This is a genomic window from Corynebacterium sp., assembly GCF_030532965.1.
Lineage (GTDB): Bacteria > Actinomycetota > Actinomycetes > Mycobacteriales > Mycobacteriaceae > Corynebacterium.
The window spans coordinates 35,798-58,436 of the sequence record NZ_JAUNKC010000005.1 but is presented as its reverse complement, the minus strand read 5'-3'; the positions used below and the strand labels follow the sequence as shown (position 1 = coordinate 58,436).

The following is a 22,639-nucleotide window of genomic DNA, read 5'->3' as shown; positions in this document are numbered from 1 at the left end:
TTTTTATCAAATGCTAGAATAATCCACTTATTTTAAGGAACTAGCCACAACTTTATTTCTTTTACCCAGTGGTAGCGTAGCCATGCACACCTTGAATTTTGCGAGGTTGTGCCTGGCGTCGACAAGCGCGTCGTGATTGCCGTCCGGTAACTCAGGCAGCTTCGGACACCCCGCAAACTCCCAGTATTGCCGCAATTCGCGGGTAAACCGGGGAATCTCTCGCGGCAGTCCCGTCATATCGCCCCATAACTGCGCTAAAACGACGTGATCGTAAGCGGCAACCCACGCCCATAATTCCGGCCGGGTAGGCGCGGCGGTCAAAAATTCGTAGATCTCTTTCCTAATTTCGGCATTGCTACGCCACCGGGAATCGGTGCGCGGCGGCAATTTCGGCAACACGTTTTCCTGCACCCACGGATTGGCCCGATGTAAATCAGCGTCGGTGGAAATGGCGTAATATTCCCGGCCGTCTTCGGCGACGATTCCGATGGACACTAAGTTGATCGTCGTTCCGTCTTCAATAAATTCGGTATCAAAAAAGTATCTCACTGGTTCTATTCCTTATTTTTCACTGTGGCATGAGCATACAAGCAGCATTCCTGTGCAGCCGCTACACGCGATCGTCCTAGCTCACATTAGGGCATTGAGTTCTCAAGTCGCGTACGTTTCTTTTCAAAAAACCCAGCAATTTTCGGTGGATGTACCGTCCACCCCACAATCGGGGTGTGCGCAATGCCGTACATCACCAAGGCACCCAGACCGCACATACCCAGGCACATCACGACCCAAAAAGTCGGCGTTTCAAAAACCACCTCAGCCCCGGGCTCAATGGTCACCCGCCCATAGATACCAAGGCTAAAAATCACCGACAGTGCGATCGGGTGCCCCAAGTAAGCGACCAAGGTATGCCGTCCAACCTTCATTAACGCCGCCCCCACGACGGGCACTTTGGCCAATACCACCGCCGCTAAGACCCCAAGCGGTATAAGACCTATGCTCACCACAACATCCGCGACTGGTTTCCAGGTATCCGAGACGAGCCCACCCCGAATGACGAAACGGTGCACCGAAGCCGCAATCCCACCCGAAACTACGGCGGCAAAAGCCACCGGCAACCGCAACGCATTGTCTGCGAACCACGTGATTTGTGGGCGCAGATAGGCACCGATCAAAAACAGCGGCAAATATGCCACAAGACGCGGTGTTGAAAGATTACCGTGGGCAAGCAACCACGGGGTCGCCGCAATTACTACAACCGGCAGGGATAGTTGCGCCCATATCGGCCATGCTTTGGTCAGCCACAACACCACCGTGAAAACGATGAGCACCCACAAAAACCAATACATATTCAAGCCCCACACCACCGTCTCGCGGTAGAAATCCGCACCTGGCATGGCAACATCTAGGTTCCTCAATAGCTTCAGCCGCGCGAAGAAAATTTCGACCGGTGCCCAACACAAATACGGAACGAGCAAAAACCAAATCCGTTTGCTAAACAGCTCCACCACGCTAAACCGATAGACCTTACGGGCAAAAAACCCGGCCACCAAGAAGAACAGCGGCATACGCAGCATCGCGATCAGCTCATTAGCCTTCGCGATCACGGTGTCGGAGCCGCCTGGAACTTCAAACGTGGCGTGCAGTGTCATGACCCCTAAAATCGAGACACCACGGGCCACATCTGGCCACGCCATACGTGCGGTAGTTGCGGTGTCAGACACGACGACCCTTCGGTTTGGTTGAATCAAAAACTTGTCTAGTTTATCTAAAAACCACAGGAAGCGAAACTAAGCAGAGCCAGAGCACACCAGTTCAGACGAAAAACCGTGCCTTCAACCGCCTACACCACTAGTGAGGTTTTCATCGCCAGATTCTGGCGGAAAAACTGACCGCTGCAACCGCGATGATGGCGTGAATTAGGGTTGTGCTTCCGGTGGATAACCGTTTCCGGCTTCTAAGGATTTCTTCACGTCGGCAGCATAGACGTCAACATACGGCTGATCGGCCAACTGCGCCAATATCAGCATGACATGATCGGTCAATGACCGGGCAGCTTCGTGCGATGCCGGGTCAAATCCCCGTTCCGTCACAAACGCGATCGGGTCGATAGCTTCCCCGATACGCACATGCACCTTTTTCGGACGCAACACCCACGACCCGATCGGATTAGCCTCCCGGGTTCCGATCATTGCGACGGGGATCACGGGTGTGCCAGACTCCAAGGCAACACGCGCCATTCCGGTCTTGCCCCGGTACACACGCCCATCGGGCGAACGTGTCCCTTCCGGATAGATGCCGAATAATTCGCCCTTATCAAATACCGACTGCGCGGCTCGCAGCAACGCTTCACCTGCATCACTTGCCGTGCGATCCAGCGGGATTTGACCCGCTGCGGTGAAAAACCACTTTTGCAGCTTTCCCACCACACCCGGAGAGGTGAAATACTCGTTTTTCGCCGGGAAGGTAATCTGCCGGGGGCACAAAAGCGGCAAATAAAACGAATCAAAAACCGCCTGATGATTAGACGCCAGAATCGCCGAACCCGTGGCCGGGATGTTCTCAGCGCCGACGATGGTGGGCCGGTTATACACATGCAGCAATGGGCCTAGAAAAACATGCTTAAACGCCCAATACCATTTGTTGCTCATGGTTTTTCCTCCCACAACCGCAGCTTCTTACGTTTACCGACCGGGATTTTAGAGCAACTTCCGCGCTAAATCCGCCACGCCAATCATACCTGCATCGCCGCCCAACTGAGCGCAAGTTACGTGCGGAAGTGGCCTAAATCCTGCCCCCACGATGTTTCGGGACATCTCGCTGACCGCGGCATCCAAATACAGTTCGTGATCCTGGGATACCCCACCGCCGATAACGATCAGGCTCGGGTCTAAAACATCGGCCACGATCGACAGCCCCAGCCCCAACCAGTAGGAAAAATCCGCCACCGCGCGCAACGCCACCGGGTCGCCACGACGCGCGTTTTCCATCACCAGTTTTCCGCTTATCGACGCCTGACTGCGCAACGAACTTTCCAGGTGCGGTTCCTGTTCCAATATTTCCCGCGCGGTTTCCGCCAATGCAGTCCCGGAGCAATACCGTTCCAAACAGCCGCGTTTTCCGCACGGACACGCCCGCCCCTGCGGAACCACCTGCAGATGACCGAACTCAGGGGCGGTGCCGAACGCGCCGCGATAAATCTCACCGTTAGGCATAAGCGTCGCACCAATTCCAGTACCGATGGCAAATAACACCCAGTTATCACTCCCCTGGGCGGCACCGAACCGGTATTCCCCCCAAGCGGCGGAATTTGCATCATGTTCCAATCGAACCGGCAACCCCAGCGCTTGCGTTAACTCCGCGCGAACCGCACGATCCCGCCACGGCAAATGCGGCGCGAACCGAACCACCTCACAGGCGGGATCCAAGAACCCGGCCACCGCCAATCCAACGGCCCCGATGGGATAATCACGGCTTAAATCTCGAACAACAGAAACGATTCCATTGGTCAGATCAGCATCAGTTTGTGGCACCGGGGAAGAAACAGAGGCAATAATCTCACCTTCTGCCGTAACCACGCCAGCCCGCATGTTGGTTCCGCCAATATCAAAACCAACAGTGACAGTTGAGGACATGAAGCCGCCTTTTAAGGTGAGAAATCAAAAAATAATAATCGTCGATTATACCCACTGGCCTTGTCTCTCACCTAGTTCGCACAGCCAGAAGAATGTAATCGCAACCACTAGCCGAAAAGAATCCGCCGCAACCTGGCACCCATGATCTCCCAGGTCCAGTTATCCGCGACGTGGTGTTGCCCCGCCGCCGACATGTGCTGACGCAATTGCGGTGTGGAAAGCAACAACCGTAGAGCGTCGAAAAGCTGCTTTTTGCTGCGCCCAGCGACCACGATCCCAGAATCCGAAGTTACCGTTTCCGGCGCACCACCCGAATCACCCGCAATCACCGGTATACCCGCCGCCTGAGCCTCCAAGAAAACGATGCCCAGCCCCTCAACGTCTAAGCCGCCGCCTCGGGTGCGACACGGCATGGCAAACACTTCCGCGCACCGCACAAAATCGGCCAAATCCGCTTCCGACACGCGCCCTGTGAACCGAACCGATCCATGCGGACAAGACTGTGCCATCCGCGTTAATCGATTCCTATACGGGCCGCTACCGACCAAAACCAACGTTGCCTCCGTAAACTCCGCGACAACCTCAGGCCACACCGCAAGCAAGTGATCCTGCCCCTTGCGCGGAACCAGCCGAGAAACGCACACAACAACCGGCCCAGTCGGGTCAAGACCCAACCGCCGCCGGGTTAAATCCCGCTCCTGCTCCGATAGTGGGCTGAACCGATCCGTGTGCACCCCGGAGGGCAGATGCGCGAAGATCGTATCACCGAATGCGGAACGAAACCGGCCCAGCGTGTAGTCCGAAATGTAGGTCACAATGTCGCATCGCCGCCCAATAACCCTCAATAACTGACGCGCGCCGGGCAGCATCGACCACCCCACTTCGTGCCCGTGGGTTGAGGCAACCACCCGCGCAGCACCAGCCGAACGAGCAAACCGCGCCATGAGGCCAAGCGGTGCCGCCGCTCCGAACCACACGACGTCGATGTTTTCCTCCCGAATGATTTCCTGCATGCGACGCACCGTTGCCGGGGTCGGCAGCATTACCCGGCGGTGCCAGCGATACACGCGGTACGGCGCCGCAGCATCCCACTGCCGGGCCGCGGCCGCATCTTGCGTCGAGGCAAAAACAACCACGTTTTCCGGGTTGAGAGTGGCCAGAAAATCCCTAAGATACGACTGAATCCCACCGATGGTTGGTGGGAAATCATTCGTTACTAATAAAACTCGCATACGGGAACTATTATGCCGCAGTCACTCAGTAGCGGCGAGCACCGTAGAACGGCATCGAATCCATACTCACGACCTGAACCGGAATACCGTAGTCTGAGGCGTGCAAAATCTTGTTGTCACCCGCGTAAATACCAACGTGAGTCGCACCTGGATAGAAGCCGACGATGTCACCTGGCTGCAATTCACTTCGGCTAACTGGAGTCCCGCCTGCCATTTGCGCCTGCGACGTCCGCGGAACGGTCTTGCCTTGCTGCTGGTACGACCAGACAATCAAGCCGGAACAATCAAACTGGTCCGGCCCGGTAGCACCCCACCCATAGGGCGCACCGATCTTGGTCATGCCAGCCTGCAGCGCCGCGAGCCCGATGGGGTTAGATCCGGTGATACCCGCGATTGCGAATTCCACTGGGCCATTCTTCGCCACCCAGCGTGCCCGGTCGGCGTCGGAAAGCGAATCAACCTTGGAGACAATCTCCTCGATCTTGACCTTCAAGTCTTCCTGCTCGCGGGCTAACTGGTCTTTCTTGGCAACCAAACTATTGCGTTTGAATTGGGCGGCTTCCACTGCCTGTAACGCCTTATTACGAGATTCGTTGGCTTCAGCGGTCGCATCCAGCAGCTTTTCGACGACGTTCTCCGTCTTCGAGGTCAACGTGGCGATGTATGCAGAACGGTCGATCGCGTTCTGTGGATTATTCGACCCAATCACCTGAGTAACCGGATCCAAAACAACGCCTCGATACTTCGCAGAAGCAATCCGATTAACTTCCCCCTGGAAACCGGACTCCTGGGCCTTGACCTCATCGGCGTGGCTTGTGGCTTGGTCGGCAGTTTCCTGCAGGCTAACCATCTCGCCCTCAGCGACCCGAATTTCATCCTCCAGGTGCTTAACTTCCTCGTTTTTAGCGCTGGTTTGCTGCGACAGTTCGTCCATCGACTGAATGAGCTGATCAACGTCCTCGGCAGATGAGACCACCGGCGTGGTAATTAGCGCAAGACTGGCCACGATGACCATACAGCTACGGTAAACGGCGCGCACAATAAACCTCTATCGGATTTGAAACTAAGAAACACTAAACCGAAAATCACTATAAGGCATTCACCGTTGTCAGCGAGACTTTCCCATGTCGACTGTTACCGATGTGAAAAAAGTAAATAATTCCCGGTTAAATAACAAAAAGCCGCCTCCCCTTTGGCGGGGAGACAGCCAGAAACAAGGCTCAGATTAGAACCGAACTGCGGAGTGGAACGGCATATTACCCATTGGTGCCTCTTGCAGTGGGGTGCCCTGAGTTACAGCGTGAACAACCTTGCCATCGCCAGCGTAGATTCCCACGTGGGAAGCGCCGGAGTAGAAGACGACGATGTCGCCTGGCTGCAGGTTCTCACGAGAAACCTTTTGCCCCTGTGCTGCCTGGGCGTAGGAGGTACGTGGAATCTGCTTACCAACCTGGTTGTATGCCCAAGAGGTCAAACCGGAGCAGTCGAAAGCGTTTGGACCGGTTGCGCCCCAAACATATGGTGCGCCAATCTTGGAACGAGCAGCTGCGAGGATCTTGTCACCAACAGACTGAGTCTGGACTGGCTGAACAGCTTCGAATGGGTTCTCCACGACTGCGGAGTAGTTAGCATTACCCTGACCCTTGAGGGATGGGATCCACTGGTTGGCACCTGGAACGTCTGCTATACCCTGAACGTTCTCCACACCGGCAACCTCAAAGCGAACATCGGTGCCTGGGACGACGACCTCTGCAGCCTGTGCTGGGTTAACCATTGTCGCAACCGCAGCGGCTGCGGTTGCGGCAGCAGTGTTGCGTACCACGTTGTTGTTTTGACGACGGTGCTTAGCCACGAATGAATCTCCAATACTCTTGTTGCGCCTACATCCACGCAAACGGTTTCCCGTTACGTTTCAGCCCGGAGCCGGTTTCCCAAACCTCTTTATTCGGGACCTTTCTAACCAGTTCGGCTTTTCTCTCTGGCTGTTATGTCTCAATCAGGTTACGAAATGATTTCAACCCCTGTCCATTCAATGGCAAATTTTCTTCCGTTACCAACCTGTTATCAATGCATTCTGAGAAATATATTAGAACATTCCACTGTTGTAATTCAGACCTCAGACATCGGACATGCCAAGAAAAACTATAGCTACCACCTGCGATAACACAAGAGTATCAATGTCGATATGGATTACAGAACCAGGTTCAACCTTAAAGCATAAAACCGGCAATCTTAATTTATGTGACTTCCGTCACATAGTTGGATTTTTGGCCAAAATTGGGGCGATTTTACCCACTTTTTGACCCCCATAAGCCATGCGCCGCAAAATCTCTTGCACGCAACACACCCGTATAAAATCCCCAAAAATACTCATTTATGCAGTTCAATCCATAGGCGAAAGCCTATTCCATCAAAAGATGGAAGCGTTACAACGTCGCAACACATCACAACGCACAGTTTCTCTGTCTCTCCCCCATTGGATAGCTACAGCGCACCAGCAGACAAACACCACGTATGAGAAAAGAAAAAGAACCAGGCATCCTGCGGTAGCCTGCTCGGGCCGTCATGCCGAACCTGCACTGAAAGCTCCTAGCCGCACACAGCGCCTTACTTATCGACGATTGACCAACTGGGAACAATCGCCTTTCCTCCCTTTAACCGCGAGTGCGCAACGACAATTAGTTACCAATGCGCGCACGATTGTTTGCCATATAGGCGAATCAACCGGCACGCCTTACAACAACAGCGACATATATAACGAAAGAACGCTCCGTATGGCACCAGTAACGCCCTCCCCCGCGCCCTTGACGCGCAGGAAAGCTAAAACCACGAGCTATCTCCACACCTTCGAATCAAAAAAGGCATGTCACAGAAAAAGCGTTGTAGTTGTATCGCTTTCAACAATCCACTGAGAAGTCCTACCGGAGCGCGAAGTACCCCGAGAAAAGCGAAAAACGGCCGCCGTCTAATCCCTGGTATATCAGGGACCACACAGCGGCCGAATTGTGAACGCAATTGGCTTGGCTATTAAATCAAGCCGTTGTCCTCATCAGCGGCACGGTTGGCCTTGTTGAGGTTTTCGAGCATTTCAGCTTCTTCGCGATGATTCTCATGCTCGATATGGGCTGCCTTTGCGGCAATCTCCTCGGAATCTGGGGAGAAGAAGGAACCGCGTCCTGGGCTACCAGCGAAGCCGAGCTGGTTCATCTGCTTCGGAACTGGCGCACCAGCGTATGGCAGTGGGATTGGGTGACCATGCTCGTCCACCGCGCCGAGCGGCTGGTGAACTTCGATGAATGCACCGTTTGGCAGGAACTGGATGACACCAGTTTCGATGCCGTGCTCCAGAACCTCACGGTCGGAACGCTGCAAACCGATGCAGATTCGGTAGGTGATGAAGTACGCCAGCGGTGGCAGGACGATCAAACCGATACGGCCAACCCAGGTCATGGCGTTCAAGGAGACCTGGAAGTGGTAGGCAAACAAGTCGTTACCACCGGACAGGGTCACCAGGAAGTAGAACACAATACCCATCACACCCAAAGAGGTGCGAACTGGAACGTCGCGAGGACGCTGCAGCAGGTTATGATGCGCAGTATCGCCAGTGATCTTCTGCTCGATGAACGGGTAGGCGACCAAAACCACAACCATCAGACCACAGAGTAGAGCCACCCAGAAAGCACCAGGGATGGTGTAGTTACCGAGGTAGAGCTCCCACGCAGGCATGACACGAGCCACGCCGTCCGTCCACAGCATGTAGATATCTGGCTGGGAACCGGCGGACACCTGTGCTGGGTTGTATGGACCCAGGTTCCAGATGGCGTTGATGGTGGTCAAGCCAGCCATCAGAGCCAGAACACCTGCGGTGATTAGGCCGAAGGCAGCTGCCTTGATGCCGAACAGAGGAAGGATGCGAACACCAACCACGTTGTTCTCAGCACGACCCGGGCCAGGGAACTGGGTGTGCTTCTGGTACCACACGAGTGCCAGGTGAGCTGCGATCAGGCCAAGGATGATGCCCGGGATGATCAAGACGTGTGCAACGTAGAAGCGATCCAACATCAGGTCGGATGGGAAATCGCCACCGAAGATCAACCAGTGCAGCCAGGTGCCGATGATTGGCAGGCCGACGATGATCGCGGACATAATGCGCAGACCGACGCCGGAGAGCAGGTCGTCCGGCAGGGAGTAACCCATGAAGCCTTCGGCCATGCCGAGGAGCAGCAGGACGCAGCCGATGATCCAGTTCGCTTCACGTGGGCGACGGAACGCACCGGTGAAGAAGATACGGAGCATGTGGACGGTCATGGAAACCATGAACATCAAAGCTGCCCAGTGGTGCATCTGACGGATGAACAGGCCGCCACGAACCTCGAAGGAAATGTTCAACGCGGTTTCGTAAGCGCGTGACATCTCTACGCCGTTGAGTGGCAAGTATGCGCCGTCGTAAATGACCTTCGTGATGGAAGGATCGAAGAATAGGGTCAGGTACACACCGGTCAGCAACAGGATGATGAAGCTGTAGAGGGCGATCTCACCGAGCATGAATGACCAGTGAGTCGGGAATACCTTATTAATCTGTCGCCGAATACCCGCAGCAGCGGTGTATCGCGAGTCAATGTTATTGCTGATTTCAGCGAGTTTAGTGCTCATTAGGACTTACGCTCCCAGAATGCCGGGCCGACAGGCTCAATGAAGTTGCCTGCGGCGATGAGGTAACCCTCTTCGTCAACGGTGATCGGCAGCTGTGGCAGTGCACGGGCGGCGGGGCCGAAGACTGGCTTACCGTAGTGCAAAGCGTCGAACTGCGACTGGTGGCACGGACACAGAATGCGGTTGGTCTGAGCCTCGTAGAGGGAGGTTGGGCAACCAATGTGCGTACAAATCTTGGAGTACGCGTAGTAATCACCGTAGTGGAAATCTTCCTGGCCGACCCGCTCAATAACCTTCGCCGCATCGGAAGAACGAAGGCGAATAAGCATAACTGCGTTACGTGGGCCGTGGATCGAATGCATGTGGTTTTCGTATACATCCGCGTGTGGGTCGTAAAGATCGCCATCGTTGACCGCGTCGGCAGGCAATGGGAAAACGGTTTCCATAGCGGCTGCCGCGAGATCCTCAGGACGCATACGAACCAGACGTGTCACACCTTGGGTGACGTAGTGTTCGCCGGAGTCGGAGTCATGCTTTACAGCTAATGCACCGGTGTCGCGACCGAGGTAAAGTTTGACGCCTTCTTCATGCAGGGTCCAGCCGGAGGTCCACAAGGTACCGTCGCCCTGAATGCCAAGCTGGCCACGCTTCCATGGGTTCTTGACCATGCCGCCGAGTGGAGCGACAACGACCAAGCCAGCAAGGACGCCGCCCAGCCCCATCAAACCCTTGAGAACTTTACGACGACCCAAGGTCGAGGTTTCCCAAGAATCGTTGAGCAAAGCAACGATGGTCCGACGATCTACTTCCTCAGATGGGCCGTCGTGACGGCGCTGAACCGCGATCTCTTCCGGAATGATGGTCTTAACATAAAGGACGACACCGAAACCCAGCGACAGAATAGCCAGACCGGAGGTGATACCCAGCAGTGGGGTGTAGAAGGTGTAGAGCCACATGCCTTCGTCGCCCAGACCCTTGTACTGCCACGGCCACGCTAAGTAAACAGCGAGGAATGCGATGGCAGCAACGATGCCGATTGCGAACCATACACCGACAGCACGCGCTGCGCGCTTTTCGGCTGGATCGTTAGCGATCGGGAACCGTTCTTTGCGGTAGGCGACTGTGACGTCGTCTAGTTGAGTGCCAAGCCGAGCGAGCTCTTCATTGGTCATGGAGTTCAGCTCTTTGGCAGTGTATTTCTTTTCGTTGTTATTGCTCATGAGCGCGATCCAATCCACAGAGCGGCGGCCACGAGGACCACGATTCCGACAAGCCACATAAACATACCCTCAGCAACCGGGCCAAGGCCTCCTAGGCTCCAGCCGCCAGGAGATGGGGTTTCTTTAGCGGATTTGATGAAGGCGATGATGTCTTTCTTCTCGTCAGCAGAGAGCTGGCGATCGGAGAACTTCGGCATGTTCTGTGGACCCGTGAGCATGGCCTGATAGATTTCCTGCTCGTTCGCTGGGTCCAGAACTGGTGCGTACTTACCGGAAGAAAGTGCGCCACCACGACCGGTGAAGTTGTGGCACGATGCGCAGTTCAACCGGAACAAGTCAGCGCCACGAGCTACGTCAGCTGGATCAATCTTGCCGTCGTAGTGGGAACCGCGCAGGCTTTCCTGTGCGATTGTGCCGTCCTCGTTGTAAACGATTTCCGGACCGCCACCGTTGGCAGCAACATACGCTGCGATCGCCAGGGTCTCGGCCTCGTTATAACGCTTGGTCTTACGGGCGGCCTGCGCCTCGTTACGCAGCATCGGCATACGTCCGGAATGAACCTGGAAATATACGGCACCGGAGCCGACACCGATCAGCGATGGGCCACGATCTGGCACACCCTGCAGGTTGGCACCGTGGCAGGTGATACAAGCAGTGTCGTATAAGGTTTTACCCTCTTGGATCATCGCCTGTTCATCGGATTGTGCGGTAGCAACCTGTGCGTCTGGGGTGATTGCATTAACAAGAATGCCTGCGCCAGTAAGACCAAGGGCGAGTGCCAGTGCGCCAGCTAGGGTGCGGCGCACCTTGCGGCGCGACTTCGCCTTCTTAGCCTTGCGTGCCGATGCGGTCGAATCGACCACTTCGGGAGTCTGGGGGTTGGTATCCATCATTTTCCTTTTATCTCGATCATGGAAAGTGAAGGGCTGTAGGCCATATATGAAAGGACGTTCCCTTCATTTGGCCGATACGGCCTACTGAATGAAGTAAATGGTTATGAACAAGCCGATCCACACGACGTCAACGAAGTGCCAGTAGTAAGACACAACCATTGCTGCCGTAGCTTGAGCCGGCGTGAATTTCGACTTTGCGATCCGCAGCAGAATCACAACGAACCCGAGGACACCCGCCAAAACGTGTGCCGCGTGGAATCCGGTAGTGATGTAGAAAGTGGAGCCGTAGACGCTGCTTGGAATGGTGAGGCCGTGTTCCACCAAGTGGTAGTACTCGTATGCCTGACCAATCAAGAACACAGAGCCGAGAAGAATTGTCAGCGCGTACCAACGACGCAAACCGAACAAATCGCCACGCTCTGCCGCAAAGACACCGAACTGTGCCGTGATTGAGGAGGAAATCAGGATAGCGGTGATCACAAATGCGTAAGGCACATTGAGATGATCCGCCCCTTCTTGCCATGAGCCATTTCCAAGACCGTTGGCTCGCGACGTGAAATACATCGCAAACAGGCCGGCGAAGAACATTAATTCCTGGGACAGGAACACAATCGTGCCGACACTGACCATGTTTGGTCGGTTCAGTGCCGCAACACGAGGTGTTGCTGCCATATCTGGGTTTCCAATTGCGCTCGTCACGCTATCTAGTATGTCTGTTCACGCTTCTTAAGTCACGTCATGCCCCCTTATTTTTTGCGTGTCTGATACACGCCCGATCCCCCACCCCGCCTATTCCCCGGCGAAAATTTTCAGAATGCCATTCGGGAACTTTTTCGGGTTTTATCCGACGGCATCGAAATCCCAGGTCACCGCCGCATCTAGCTACAACCATGTTTTCATACAGCAGCTTTGCCCCATAGCGGAGATGATTTTTCCACACATTCGCCAAAAAACATCAGTGAGTTATATCACAACGGATTTCCTGCCGTTTCCACGCGCCTCCAACTTTCGTTTGCCCCTCTCCTACCTCGTCTTTTAGTTGTAGATGCACCATTTCCCACCCCTGAAAAATATTTTTCCGATGTTCGGGAACTTTCACGCGGTTCCATCCGACGCAAAAAGCTGCCCCGCAGGGTCTCTGCGGGGCAGCCAAGAAAGCTAGACGTTAACCAAAGATATTAGTGCTTTTCCTTTGGCAAACCATACTGGAGGTTCAGCATGGTGGTGGTGTAAATCAGCAGCACAGCACCAAGCGCGATCATCCAGTAATGCATGAAGACGATACCAAAGCCCAAGACCGCTACTGCGCCGGACATCGCGGCTGGCCAGATCGAGAATGGCGAGAAGAAACCCAGGGTTCCAGCGCCGTCGGCGATTTCTGCCTCTTCCCAATCTTCCGGCAGCACGTCAATCCGATTGTCGGTGAAGTGCAGGTAGCCACCAAGCATCAAAGCAAGTGCAGCAGCCAAGATGAGGGACACACCGCCAGCCCATTCGAAGTTGAATGAACCGCCACCATCGACGTAAAGGTTGCCGGTATCGTCCAGGTACATAGTTCCCAGGAAGTAGAGCAGGGACATAACACCTAGGAAGGCCGCCATGCTGTACATGATTTTTGCTGTTGCGCGCATTTTTCTTTTACCTCCCTAAAACTTAAGCCTTGTGATTGTCGACTGCGTTGTCGCCGTCGCGGGTGTCACGGTTGGAATTGAACGGTGCGGTCGAAGTGGCGTAGCCAGCCTCGCCAATGTGCTCCAATGCCTGCGCATTGGTTGCCTGTGGGTTCTTGGAACGGAACTCGATGTACTTTCCGAAGTTCTCCGGAGAAACAACCCGAAGCTCGAAGTTCATCATGGCGTGATAGGTACCGCACATTTCGGCGCAGCGACCAACAAAGGCACCTTCTTCTTCGATTGCTTCGATCTGGAAGCGGCGCTCTTGCTTGTTCGCCTCTGGGTGTGCGTAGGTGTCCCGCTTGAATAGGAACTCCGGCACCCAGAAGGAGTGGCTCACATCTGCAGAGGCGAGCTGGAACTCAATTGGCGTATTGGAAGGAACAACCAAGACTGGAATCTCTTCGGTGGTGCCGACTGTCTCGATCTTGTCGAAATGCAGGTAAGAGTAGTCAGACTTGGAACGGCCATTGATTGGGTTGTTTCCGTTTGGATCAACCTTGGATGCCTCAGCCTGTGCCTGACGCTCTGCATCCTTGCCGTCGTAATCCTTGCCGTCAACGGTGAGGTCGCCGGACACTGCCTGGTAACCGAACTTCCAGTTCCACTGGTAAGCGGTGACGTCAACAACAACCTTTGGATCCTTGTCCAGGGCGGTTACCCTGTCCTGGGTCTGAACGGTGAAGAAGAACAATCCCATGACGATAACGATCGGCATGATGGTCAAGACCAATTCAACCGGGATGTTGTACTGGGTCTGACGTGGGAACTCGTCCTTGCCTGCTTTCTGTGCACGCTTAGCGGACCACGCAAACATTCCGTAAATAAACAGGCCCCACATGATGAATCCGATGATCCATGCGACAACCCATACCCACACCCAGAAGTTATACATTGCGGTTGCTTCTGGAGTAATGCCCTTTGGCCAGCCCATTCCCAAGAACCAACCCAGCGCACCTTCCGGTGCCGCCACGTCACATCCTGCGAGAGCCGTAGCACCTAGAGCCAAAACACCGCTGAGCAGTGTCTTGCGACCAAAGCCACGCTTGTGCTGCTGTTCCACGCGCGTCTGCCTTCCTTTACACACTAGTTTTCTTTGGACATATGCCGACATATAGCTGCCTGCAATACGCCCACGTCTATCTTCGCAGGATAGCGTATATTCGGGTCGATTCAGGAACTTTATTATTTTTTACTTCTTTCAAGCTTTCTCTATCTTTGTTTCAAAGACGCCGCATTTACTGGGAAATCGCCGTGTTTCCGTGACATTTGACGCATATTCTCCGCCCGCTTCCCGCCAGGGTGTAACCCATCTCACAATTTCGCAGGTAATTATCCATCTTTCGTATGCCCACAATTTTCGCCGGAAGTTACCCCCACTTTTCTTCCACCTCCCCGCCGTGTGGCAAAGATGTTCAACCTGAGGTTTTGGGAGTACTGTTGATCGGAAAACGTATTGGACAATCTTCATCCTTATAAAGGAGGACTCCACTTACCATGTGTGGACTTCTAGGCATGCTGACCAGCAACGCAGATGCTGCCCGCTTTGTACCGACCATCGAAAAGGCACTGCCGTGTATGCGGCATCGCGGCCCCGACGAGGCAGGCTCCTGGCACGACAATCATGCGGTCTTCGGCTTCAATCGACTGTCCATTATCGACCTTGAGCATTCGCACCAACCCCTGAAATGGGGCCCTCCGGAAAACCCCGACCGTTACGCCATGACGTTCAACGGCGAGATCTATAACTACATTGAGCTGCGCGATGAGCTCGGCAAGCTGGGCTATACCTTCAATACCTCCGGCGACGGTGAACCTATCGTCGTTGGTTTCCACCACTGGGGTGCCGATGTCGTGCGCCATTTGCGGGGCATGTTTGGCATTGCCATCTGGGACAGCGTCGAAGAAAAGCTGTTTCTCGCCCGGGATCAATTCGGCATTAAGCCACTGTATTACGCCACCACCCCAGCTGGCACCGTGTTCTCCTCGGAAAAGAAATGCATCTTGGAAATGGCCGACGCCATTGGCCTTGAGCTTGAACTGGATAAACGCGCGATTGAGCACTACATCGATTTACAGTACGTACCGGAACCAGAAAGTCTGCATACCGGGATCCGTCGGCTGGAATCCGGGTGCACCGCGACTGTTTCCCTCGGCGGCGACGTCAAGCAGACTCGGTATTTCCGGCCTCAGTTCCCGGCGCAGCATGTACCGAAAAACAAGGAACAGAACTTGTTTGATCGGATTGCGCGGGCGTTGGAGGACAGCGTCGAAAAGCATATGCGTGCCGACGTAACCGTCGGTTCCTTCTTATCCGGCGGTATCGACTCAACCGCGATCGCCACGCTGGCCAAGCGCCACAACCCGGATTTGCTCACCTTCACCACTGGTTTCGAACGCGAAGGGTACTCGGAAGTCGACGTTGCCGCGGAATCCGCTGCGGCGATCGGCGTCGAGCACATCGTCAAGATTGTGTCCCCAGAGGAATACGCGGACGCGATTCCAAAGATCATGTGGTACCTGGATGATCCGGTTGCCGATCCGTCTTTGGTTCCACTGTTCTTCGTCGCCCAGGAAGCCCGCAAGCACGTCAAGGTTGTGCTTTCAGGTGAGGGCGCGGACGAATTGTTTGGCGGCTACACCATTTATAAAGAGCCGCTGTCGCTAAAGCCGTTTGACTATGTTCCTTCGCCACTGCGCAAGGGGCTGAACCGACTGTCTCAGGTCTTGCCGGAGGGTATGAAGGGTAAGTCGCTACTTGAGCGCGGTTCCATGACCATGGAGGATCGTTATTACGGAAATGCGCGTTCCTTTAACTTTGAGCAAATGCAACGGGTTATCCCGTGGGCTAAGCGGGAATGGGACCACCGCGAGGTAACCGCCCCGATCTACGCCCAAAGTGTCCATATGGACCCAGTTGCTCGGATGCAACATTTGGACCTATTTACCTGGATGCGCGGCGATATTTTGGTCAAGGCCGACAAGATCAATATGGCTCATTCCCTGGAGCTGCGGGTGCCATTCCTAGATAAGGTGGTTTTCGAGGTAGCAGAAACCATTCCGCACGATTTGAAGATTGCCAACGGCACCACAAAATACGCGTTGCGTAAGGCGATGGAGCAGATCGTTCCGGGCCACGTGTTGCACCGAAAGAAGCTGGGATTCCCGGTACCGATGCGGCACTGGTTGGCTGGCGATGAGCTATTCGGCTGGGCGCAGGACACGATCAACGCATCGCAGACTGAGGACATCTTCGATAAGAAGGCCGTGTTAGAAATGCTGCACGAGCACCGCAACCAGGTCAGCGACCACTCTCGGCGGTTGTGGACCGTGCTGGCGTTCATGGTGTGGCACGGTATTTTTGAGGAAAAGCGCATCGATCCCGGCATCGAAGAGCGCGACTATCCGGTCTACCTGTAGCTAAAGGCGCACGGAAGGCGTCGAAAAGCTAAAAGCGTCGAAAAGCAGGAACTTTGCTTTTCGACGCTTTTTGGTGCGGCCTTTTAATTAAACGAATCACCGCAGGCGCAAGAACCAGTCGCGTTCGGATTTTCTATGGCAAAACCGGAGGATTGGAGGGTATCTTCAAACTTCACGGTTGCGCCAATGAGGAATGGAACACTCTTTTTATCTACAACAAAACGCAGACCGTCGTAATCGTCGATTTTATCGCCGTCTAAGAGCTCGGTCTGGAACTCCAACCGATACTGCAGACCAGCACAGCCGCCCGCCGCGACGGCCAACCGCAGGAAGTACTTATCGCCGTCTGCCTCCTGCGCGATCAATGCTTTAGCCTTGGCGACGGCTTCCGGGGTAACGATGACGCCTGTATTAGTTGTTGGGGTTGTCATTAATGCTCCTTTAAATTGCTTCTACACATAAAAGTGCTTGCGCACCATTATGCACCTTTAATGGCGTTGCGGCTAACTCACCCGAAGATTACTCACTTTAGCTTTGGTTTTAGCCCGCACACCGCCGATATATTTACTCTCAAAACCTGTTTCGGTAACCGATCCGGGTTCATGCGCCCAATCTTTCACATTTTCTTGTGGTCTGCCGCGTTGTTTCCTATTTGCGGTTCTGGGTACTCTAGGTGTCGTGAATTCTTCTCAATCCAAGTCTGTGGAACCTCAAGAAAACTCCAGCGAGACCGCCGCAACCGAATCGACGCAGAACGCCGCTAAGCAGTCGAAGGCCTATACCCCGAAAAAAGGCCACGCCACCCCCAAGCGCAAAGAAGCCCAGTCGCATTCGGGCAGCTTTGAGTCACGGTTTACCCCAGCTGAATCGTTGGGGGAATCCCGCAAGCGTCGTAAAGAATTAAAGGCTTCTATGACCAACGCGGAGTGGAAAGCGTATAAAGCCGAGCAGAAAGAGGCCCGCAAGCAGCGGCAACGCGCCGCCCAGCGCGGTATGGATTCCGGCGACGAGCGCTATCTTCTTCCCCGCGACAAGGGACCAGAGCGCGCTTTCGTGCGGGATTTAGTTGATTCCAAGCGGCACCTCAATTCTTATGTCATGCCGTTTGCCATCGGTTTGTTGCTGGTCATGATGGTGTCCACCAGTTATCCCAGCATCTCCAATATCGTGTCCATCGTGGCAATGCTGATCATGTTGGTGTTCTTCGCCGAGGCCGTCATGCTGGGCCGCGCCGCTTCCCGTGCGGTTCGGGAGAAGTTCCCCAACACAACTGAGAATGGTTATGCCATCGGTTTCTACGCCTTTGGTCGCGCATCGCAGCCGCGGCGCTGGCGTACCCCGAAGCCGAAGGTCGAAATCGGCGACACCGTCAAATAACTGAGAGGTCTTTCGTGCGTACCCTCGTTTTAGGTGGAGCCCGTTCCGGCAAGTCGGCTTTCGCGGAAGGGCTTGTCGGGGCATCCGACTGCGTGTATGTGGCAACAGCGCGGCCGTGGCCTGGGGATACCGATTTTGACCACCGCATTGATCAGCATCGCCGCCGCCGCCCGGCCAGTTGGTCAACGGAAGAAACCACAGACGCCGTGACGATTCTGGCCGATCCGCCGCAGGCGACCGTGCTTGTCGACGACTTAGGGACCTGGCTCACGCACACCATTGATCGTCGACAAGCGTGGGAGCAACCACGCGGCACCACCGCCGCGGAAATCGATACCTTCGTGGCCGCAGTCGCGGCTTACCCCGCCGATCGCGATCTCATCCTGGTCAGCCCGGAGGTGGGCATGGGGATCATCCCCGAACACCGTGCGGGTCGATTGTTCCGGGATGAGATCGGAGCTTTGAATGCCGCCGTCGCCGAGGCTTGCGAGCAAGTGGCATTCGTCATCGCCGGACAAGTGTTATGGCTTAAACGCTAACTTGCGGTTATCCACCCCGCTCCCCCACTAACGGCGAACGCCGACAACGATGCGGCTGCCGGATTACGTATATTTTTTAATAACCAATCACTTCACAAGAAAGTCGCGACTGTCATGCAGCCTTCCGATTTTTTCCCACAGATCCAAGCGCCCGACGCCGAAAGCGCAGCTAAGGCCCGGGAATACCAGTTAACGTTGACCAAACCAACCGGCGCATTGTCGCGTTTGGAAGATCTCGGTGTGTGGCTTTCCGCTTGCCAAGGTCTGGTGCCGCCGAAGAAAATCACGCAACCTAGGTTGGTAGTTTTCGCAGGCGACCACGGCATTTCGGCGCATGGCGTTTCGCCTTACCCCAAAGAAGTGTCGATTCAGATGGCGGCGAATATCAACGCAGGCGGGGCGGGCGTGAACGCCATTGCGCAGGACTCTGGTATCGGCATTCGGGTGGCCGACATTTCCCTCGACCACGACGCCACCGGACCTGAGCGGGTGATGCGGTGTTGCGGGCGGATTGATGTCGAGGACGCCATGTCTGAGGAGCAATTGCGGCACGCGATTGAGGTGGGTAAGCGCATCGCCGACGAAGAAATCGACGCTGGCGCAGACTTCCTCATGGCCGGTGACCTTGGCATCGGCAATACCTCGCCGTCTGCGGTCATCGTCGGCCTATTAACAAACCACGAACCGGTGGTTGTTACGGGCCGGGGCTCCGGAATTGATGACGAAGGATGGAAGCGGAAGGTCGCGGTGGTTCGCGACGCGATGTTTCGGGCCCGTGAGGACAAGGGCGATGTGCTAGCGATCATGCGCAAGGTCACGTCACCAGAATTGGCGGCGATGGCGGCGTTCATCGCCCAGGCTGCTGTGCGCCGCACCCCTGTCCTGCTGGACGGGGTTGTGGTTACTGCCGCTGCGATGCTGGCCGACAAGCTTGCCCCCGGCGCTCGCAAGTGGATGCAGGCCGGACACCAATCTGCCGAACCAGCCCACGAATTTGCCCTGACATACTTGGGTTTGGAACCGCTGCTCACCCTTGGTCTTCGGCTGGGTGAAGGCTCCGGTGCCGCCGCCGCTTTCCCGTTGGTGCGTATGGCGGCCAATATCATGACCGACATGGCGACCTTCGATTCGGCCCAGGTTTCCGGTGCCGATGCGGTTCCCGACGACCGGTTCGCCTAACTCCCCTGTTTAACAAACGGAAACCACCATGTCGGATAAAGCCCACTTCGTTCCCGGCGAACACGGCCCAGCAATCATTGAGGGACCGTTGACCGCACTGAGTTGGATGACGATCCTGCCGGTATCCGGCGCTTCGGCATTCGACCGGATCACCGGTGCTCGCGTCATGAACAGCCTTCCCATAGTGGGAATTATCGTCGGCGTCGCGGGCGCGTTGCTGGCTACCGCGCTCCATAGCATCAGCACTCCCGGTTTGCTCATCGGGGTGCTGGTGGTCGCGGGCTGGCAGCTGTTTAATCGGTTCATGCATATCGACGGGCTTGCCGACGTCGGCGATGCACTGGGTTCCTATGCTGAGCCCGCCAAAGCACGGGAGATTTTGGCCGATCCGCACGCGGGTTTGATTGGCATGGCTGGCGCGCTGCTTGCCCTTGTACTTCAAATCGCGGGAATCGCTGCGATTGCCGATGCTGGCTTTGCGCCGGTGATCGCGGTAATTCCCGTCGTCGGCCGGATTTGCACAATGGTGGGTGCCTGGCGGGGTTTTAGCCCGATGAAGCCCACGGGTTTCGCCGCGTTGGTTATCGGCACGGTTAGCACAACGGCCATTGCCGCGTGGTCATTGGCCAGCCTTTTCATCGCCGCCGGGAGTCTATTGCTCGCAAGCCTCCCTGTGGTATTCGGATTGTTAGGATACCTGTGCTGTTTGATTTTCGTCATTATCGTGGCAGTCGTGCTTGCCCGGCACTGCAGCAAGCGGTTTTCCGGACTTAACGGTGATACCTGCGGTTTTATCACCGAAATCTGCACCAGCCTTTGCGCCGCGGTGATCGCCATTATCCTTAGCGCAGCACTGTGACGTGGAAACCTGCCTTGTTCGACGGGGATCATCAAACGAATAAAACGACGTTTACACCTGTAAAACATTGAACAGTTGTCAAAGCTGACGCATTGTCAGCCCTTCGCTTTTCGACGCCCAGCCGCCTTAAGTACAAGCACCGCGACTGTGGCTATTGCGGCTATAACCACAACAATGAGCGAAACGGCGTTCCACATAAGAATCCATTGAGGCGTGTTATACACGGGATGTTCGTGTTCCATCATGCGGTAGTCGATACCGGCGGCGATCAGGGAAAACACTAAGGAAACAACCCCTACGACTAGGCAGCCGATTGCCAGTTTCAGCTTATTCACCTGCTACCTCCTTCAATAAAAACGGCGACACTACTAGATAAGTTTAGTAGCATCACCGCTTGTAGCCGCCTCCTGGGCGCTTAGCCTTCCTGGAATTTCTGCAAAGCGGTTTCGCCGTTGGCCAGCAGCTCTTCCCATTCGGCGCGGGTGTCCCACCGGTACAGCTCAGCCCAGTCGGGATCGCAGTGTTCGTGAATGAGATACACCGGCTCGTAATTGCCGCGCGGGACGCAGATTGCATCGTCGCAATCAACCCGCCGGGCAATCACGACAAGGTCGCGGCCGAGCCACCGCCTGTAGTACTCGTTGGTGGCACGTGATTGCTCCGGGTTGAGGAACTCCCACATTTCGCCCGCTGTCATATACCTGCCGCCACCCTATGAAAGGTCAACGAGCCAGCCGTGCTGATCGGGGATACTGCCACGCTGGATGCCAGTGAGGTGTTCCCGCATCTTCAGCGTAATTGGGCCCGGTTCATTGTTATTGATGGTGAATTCACCGTCCTTGGACTTCACCGAACCAACCGGAGTAATGACGGCGGCGGTGCCGCAGGCGAAGGTTTCGGTGATGTCACCGGCGGCGACGGCCTCCCGCCATTCATCGGTGCTGAACAACCGCTCTTCCACCGTGTATCCCAAGTCCGCCGCGACCTGTAGCAAGGACCGGCGGGTAACACCGGGAAGCAGCGAACCGGAAAGCTGCGGGGTGACGATGGTGGGGGTGTCAGATTTTCCGTACACGAACATCAAGTTCATGCCGCCCATTTCCTCGACGTACTTGTGTTCGTGGGCGTCAAGCCACACCACTTGGTCGCAGCCTTTGTCCGCCGCCTGCGCTTGGGCCAGAAGTGAAGCAGCGTAGTTTCCGGCGAACTTGGCGGCACCGGTGCCACCGGGAGCGGCGCGTACGAAGTCGTCGCAAAGCCAGACGGATACCGGCTTAATCCCGCCGCTGAAATACGCACCGGCAGGCGAAGCTATAACGAAATACTTATAGCTTGCTGAGGGATGTACCCCCAGCGTCGGTTCAGTCGCCACCATTACTGGCCGCAAATACAGGGATTCCTCGCCGCCTGCTGCGGGGACCCACTGGCTATCGATGGTGACTAATTGCTTCAACGATTCAATAAACAGCTCGGTCGGTAATTCCGGCATTGCCAACCGACGGGCCGATTGTTGGAAGCGCTCGGCATTATCTTCCGGCCTGAACGTCTTGATCCGGCCGTCGGCGTGCCGATACGCCTTGATCCCCTCGAAGATCGCTTGGCCGTAATGGAAAACGCTGGTGGCCGGGTCGAAAACTAATGGCTGGTATGGGGTAACTTTCGCGTCGTGCCAGCCGCGTTCCTCGTCCCAGTCGATGGTGACCATGTGGTCGGTGAAGTGCTTGCCAAAACCAGGGTTGGAAAGAATCTCAGCAAGTTCGGTCGCGGGGGTGGGATGGGCGGTGGGTTCGATAACAAAATTCAACGGTTCCATGTGAAAAACATACACCGCCCACTGCCCCAGCAGCACCCGTGACAGGCCAGTCACTGCCCAGGTGGGGGTGTCGGCCACGGGCCGAAAGCTATGAGTTTTCGACACAAATTACCGATTAACCTGCGGTTTTTAGCCACATCGACTTCCGA

The 22,639-nt window shown here is 55.4% G+C and carries 22 protein-coding genes; 5 read left to right on the top strand and 17 right to left on the bottom strand.

The window, feature by feature from the left end:
- Positions 1-27: 27 nt before the first annotated feature.
- The 13 genes from Q4D85_RS03975 to Q4D85_RS03915 all read right to left on the bottom strand — a co-directional run bounded on the left by Q4D85_RS03975 (position 28) and on the right by Q4D85_RS03915 (position 14,366).
- The gene (locus tag Q4D85_RS03975) at positions 28-549 is read right to left on the bottom strand and encodes a polyadenylate-specific 3'-exoribonuclease AS (RefSeq protein WP_303198371.1); all 522 of its coding nucleotides are present in this window, start codon (positions 547-549) and stop codon (positions 28-30) included.
- A gap of 86 nt (positions 550-635) precedes the next feature.
- Entirely contained in the window at positions 636-1,721 is a 1,086-nt protein-coding gene (locus Q4D85_RS03970; RefSeq protein WP_303198369.1) for an acyltransferase family protein, read from the bottom strand.
- Positions 1,722-1,916: 195 nt separating this feature from the next.
- On the bottom strand, positions 1,917-2,648 hold the full coding sequence (locus Q4D85_RS03965; RefSeq protein WP_303198367.1) for a 1-acyl-sn-glycerol-3-phosphate acyltransferase: 732 nt from the start codon (positions 2,646-2,648) through the stop codon (positions 1,917-1,919).
- A gap of 48 nt (positions 2,649-2,696) precedes the next feature.
- On the bottom strand, positions 2,697-3,632 hold the full coding sequence (locus Q4D85_RS03960) for an ROK family protein (RefSeq protein ID WP_303198366.1): 936 nt from the start codon (positions 3,630-3,632) through the stop codon (positions 2,697-2,699).
- A 107-nt stretch (positions 3,633-3,739) separates the two neighbouring features.
- Positions 3,740-4,864 (bottom strand): glycosyltransferase family 4 protein, encoded by a 1,125-nt coding sequence (locus tag Q4D85_RS03955; protein WP_303198365.1) that lies wholly within the window; start codon positions 4,862-4,864, stop codon positions 3,740-3,742.
- A 25-nt stretch (positions 4,865-4,889) separates the two neighbouring features.
- Positions 4,890-5,903, bottom strand: coding sequence for an NlpC/P60 family protein (locus Q4D85_RS03950; protein WP_368502256.1), 1,014 nt, complete (start codon positions 5,901-5,903; stop codon positions 4,890-4,892).
- A gap of 186 nt (positions 5,904-6,089) precedes the next feature.
- On the bottom strand, positions 6,090-6,716 hold the full coding sequence (locus Q4D85_RS03945) for a C40 family peptidase (protein ID WP_303198364.1): 627 nt from the start codon (positions 6,714-6,716) through the stop codon (positions 6,090-6,092).
- A gap of 1,175 nt (positions 6,717-7,891) precedes the next feature.
- Positions 7,892-9,517, bottom strand: a complete 1,626-nt coding sequence (locus Q4D85_RS03940; protein WP_303198362.1) for a cytochrome bc complex cytochrome b subunit — start codon at positions 9,515-9,517, stop codon at positions 7,892-7,894.
- Positions 9,517-10,737 carry a ubiquinol-cytochrome c reductase iron-sulfur subunit gene (locus Q4D85_RS03935; RefSeq protein ID WP_303198361.1) on the bottom strand — a complete coding sequence of 407 codons (1,221 nt, stop codon included), beginning with the start codon at positions 10,735-10,737 and terminating at the stop codon, positions 9,517-9,519. Before Q4D85_RS03935 ends, Q4D85_RS03940 begins: the two co-directional genes overlap by 1 nt.
- Complete coding sequence (locus Q4D85_RS03930) at positions 10,734-11,630, bottom strand: c-type cytochrome (RefSeq protein ID WP_303198360.1); 897 nt, start codon at positions 11,628-11,630, stop codon at positions 10,734-10,736. The genes Q4D85_RS03935 and Q4D85_RS03930 overlap by 4 nt, the downstream gene beginning before the upstream one ends.
- Before the next feature lie 81 nt (positions 11,631-11,711).
- On the bottom strand, positions 11,712-12,329 hold the full coding sequence (locus tag Q4D85_RS03925) for a heme-copper oxidase subunit III (RefSeq protein ID WP_303198358.1): 618 nt from the start codon (positions 12,327-12,329) through the stop codon (positions 11,712-11,714).
- Between the two features lie 479 nt (positions 12,330-12,808).
- Complete coding sequence (locus Q4D85_RS03920) at positions 12,809-13,261, bottom strand: cytochrome c oxidase subunit 4 (RefSeq protein WP_303198356.1); 453 nt, start codon at positions 13,259-13,261, stop codon at positions 12,809-12,811.
- 22 nt (positions 13,262-13,283) lie between these two features.
- The gene (locus Q4D85_RS03915; RefSeq protein WP_303198355.1) at positions 13,284-14,366 is read right to left on the bottom strand and encodes a cytochrome c oxidase subunit II; all 1,083 of its coding nucleotides are present in this window, start codon (positions 14,364-14,366) and stop codon (positions 13,284-13,286) included.
- Between the two features lie 434 nt (positions 14,367-14,800).
- Here Q4D85_RS03915 and asnB point away from each other — a divergent pair, with 434 nt between their 5' ends.
- Positions 14,801-16,723: an asparagine synthase (glutamine-hydrolyzing) gene (gene asnB, locus Q4D85_RS03910; RefSeq protein ID WP_303198353.1), complete on the top strand. Its 1,923-nt coding sequence runs from the start codon at positions 14,801-14,803 to the stop codon at positions 16,721-16,723.
- An 83-nt stretch (positions 16,724-16,806) separates the two neighbouring features.
- Here asnB and Q4D85_RS03905 read toward each other — a convergent pair whose 3' ends face one another.
- Positions 16,807-17,154, bottom strand: coding sequence for an iron-sulfur cluster assembly accessory protein (locus Q4D85_RS03905; protein WP_303198351.1), 348 nt, complete (start codon positions 17,152-17,154; stop codon positions 16,807-16,809).
- Positions 17,155-17,401: 247 nt separating this feature from the next.
- Here Q4D85_RS03905 and Q4D85_RS03900 point away from each other — a divergent pair, with 247 nt between their 5' ends.
- From Q4D85_RS03900 to Q4D85_RS03885, 4 genes are all read left to right on the top strand, one after another.
- The gene (locus tag Q4D85_RS03900; RefSeq protein WP_303198350.1) at positions 17,402-18,100 is read left to right on the top strand and encodes a DUF3043 domain-containing protein; all 699 of its coding nucleotides are present in this window, start codon (positions 17,402-17,404) and stop codon (positions 18,098-18,100) included.
- Between the two features lie 14 nt (positions 18,101-18,114).
- Entirely contained in the window at positions 18,115-18,639 is a 525-nt protein-coding gene (locus tag Q4D85_RS03895) for a bifunctional adenosylcobinamide kinase/adenosylcobinamide-phosphate guanylyltransferase (RefSeq protein WP_303198348.1), read from the top strand.
- Between the two features lie 114 nt (positions 18,640-18,753).
- Positions 18,754-19,818: a nicotinate-nucleotide--dimethylbenzimidazole phosphoribosyltransferase gene (gene cobT / locus Q4D85_RS03890; protein WP_303198347.1), complete on the top strand. Its 1,065-nt coding sequence runs from the start codon at positions 18,754-18,756 to the stop codon at positions 19,816-19,818.
- Positions 19,819-19,846: 28 nt separating this feature from the next.
- On the top strand, positions 19,847-20,677 hold the full coding sequence (locus tag Q4D85_RS03885) for an adenosylcobinamide-GDP ribazoletransferase (RefSeq protein ID WP_303198346.1): 831 nt from the start codon (positions 19,847-19,849) through the stop codon (positions 20,675-20,677).
- Between the two features lie 95 nt (positions 20,678-20,772).
- Here the strand turns inward: Q4D85_RS03885 and Q4D85_RS03880 are convergent, their stop codons facing one another.
- From Q4D85_RS03880 to Q4D85_RS03870, 3 genes are all read right to left on the bottom strand, one after another.
- On the bottom strand, positions 20,773-21,012 hold the full coding sequence (locus Q4D85_RS03880; RefSeq protein ID WP_303198344.1) for a hypothetical protein: 240 nt from the start codon (positions 21,010-21,012) through the stop codon (positions 20,773-20,775).
- An 80-nt stretch (positions 21,013-21,092) separates the two neighbouring features.
- Positions 21,093-21,374, bottom strand: coding sequence for a hypothetical protein (locus Q4D85_RS03875; RefSeq protein WP_303198343.1), 282 nt, complete (start codon positions 21,372-21,374; stop codon positions 21,093-21,095).
- Positions 21,375-21,389: 15 nt separating this feature from the next.
- Entirely contained in the window at positions 21,390-22,490 is a 1,101-nt protein-coding gene (locus Q4D85_RS03870; RefSeq protein WP_303198442.1) for a branched-chain amino acid aminotransferase, read from the bottom strand.
- Positions 22,491-22,639: the final 149 nt, after the last annotated feature.

Coding starts and splice junctions, on each gene's coding strand:
- Q4D85_RS03940 (WP_303198362.1), bottom strand. CDS start 9,517: ATGAGCACTAAACTCGCTGAAATCAGCAATAACATTGACTCGCGATAC.
- Q4D85_RS03955 (WP_303198365.1), bottom strand. CDS start 4,864: ATGCGAGTTTTATTAGTAACGAATGATTTCCCACCAACCATCGGTGGG.
- asnB (WP_303198353.1), top strand. CDS start 14,801: ATGTGTGGACTTCTAGGCATGCTGACCAGCAACGCAGATGCTGCCCGC.
- Q4D85_RS03960 (WP_303198366.1), bottom strand. CDS start 3,632: ATGTCCTCAACTGTCACTGTTGGTTTTGATATTGGCGGAACCAACATG.
- cobT (WP_303198347.1), top strand. CDS start 18,754: ATGCAGCCTTCCGATTTTTTCCCACAGATCCAAGCGCCCGACGCCGAA.
- Q4D85_RS03885 (WP_303198346.1), top strand. CDS start 19,847: ATGTCGGATAAAGCCCACTTCGTTCCCGGCGAACACGGCCCAGCAATC.
- Q4D85_RS03935 (WP_303198361.1), bottom strand. CDS start 10,737: ATGAGCAATAACAACGAAAAGAAATACACTGCCAAAGAGCTGAACTCC.
- Q4D85_RS03875 (WP_303198343.1), bottom strand. CDS start 21,374: ATGACAGCGGGCGAAATGTGGGAGTTCCTCAACCCGGAGCAATCACGT.
- Q4D85_RS03870 (WP_303198442.1), bottom strand. CDS start 22,490: ATGGAACCGTTGAATTTTGTTATCGAACCCACCGCCCATCCCACCCCC.
- Q4D85_RS03965 (WP_303198367.1), bottom strand. CDS start 2,648: ATGAGCAACAAATGGTATTGGGCGTTTAAGCATGTTTTTCTAGGCCCA.
- Q4D85_RS03905 (WP_303198351.1), bottom strand. CDS start 17,154: ATGACAACCCCAACAACTAATACAGGCGTCATCGTTACCCCGGAAGCC.
- Q4D85_RS03930 (WP_303198360.1), bottom strand. CDS start 11,630: ATGATGGATACCAACCCCCAGACTCCCGAAGTGGTCGATTCGACCGCA.
- Q4D85_RS03920 (WP_303198356.1), bottom strand. CDS start 13,261: ATGCGCGCAACAGCAAAAATCATGTACAGCATGGCGGCCTTCCTAGGT.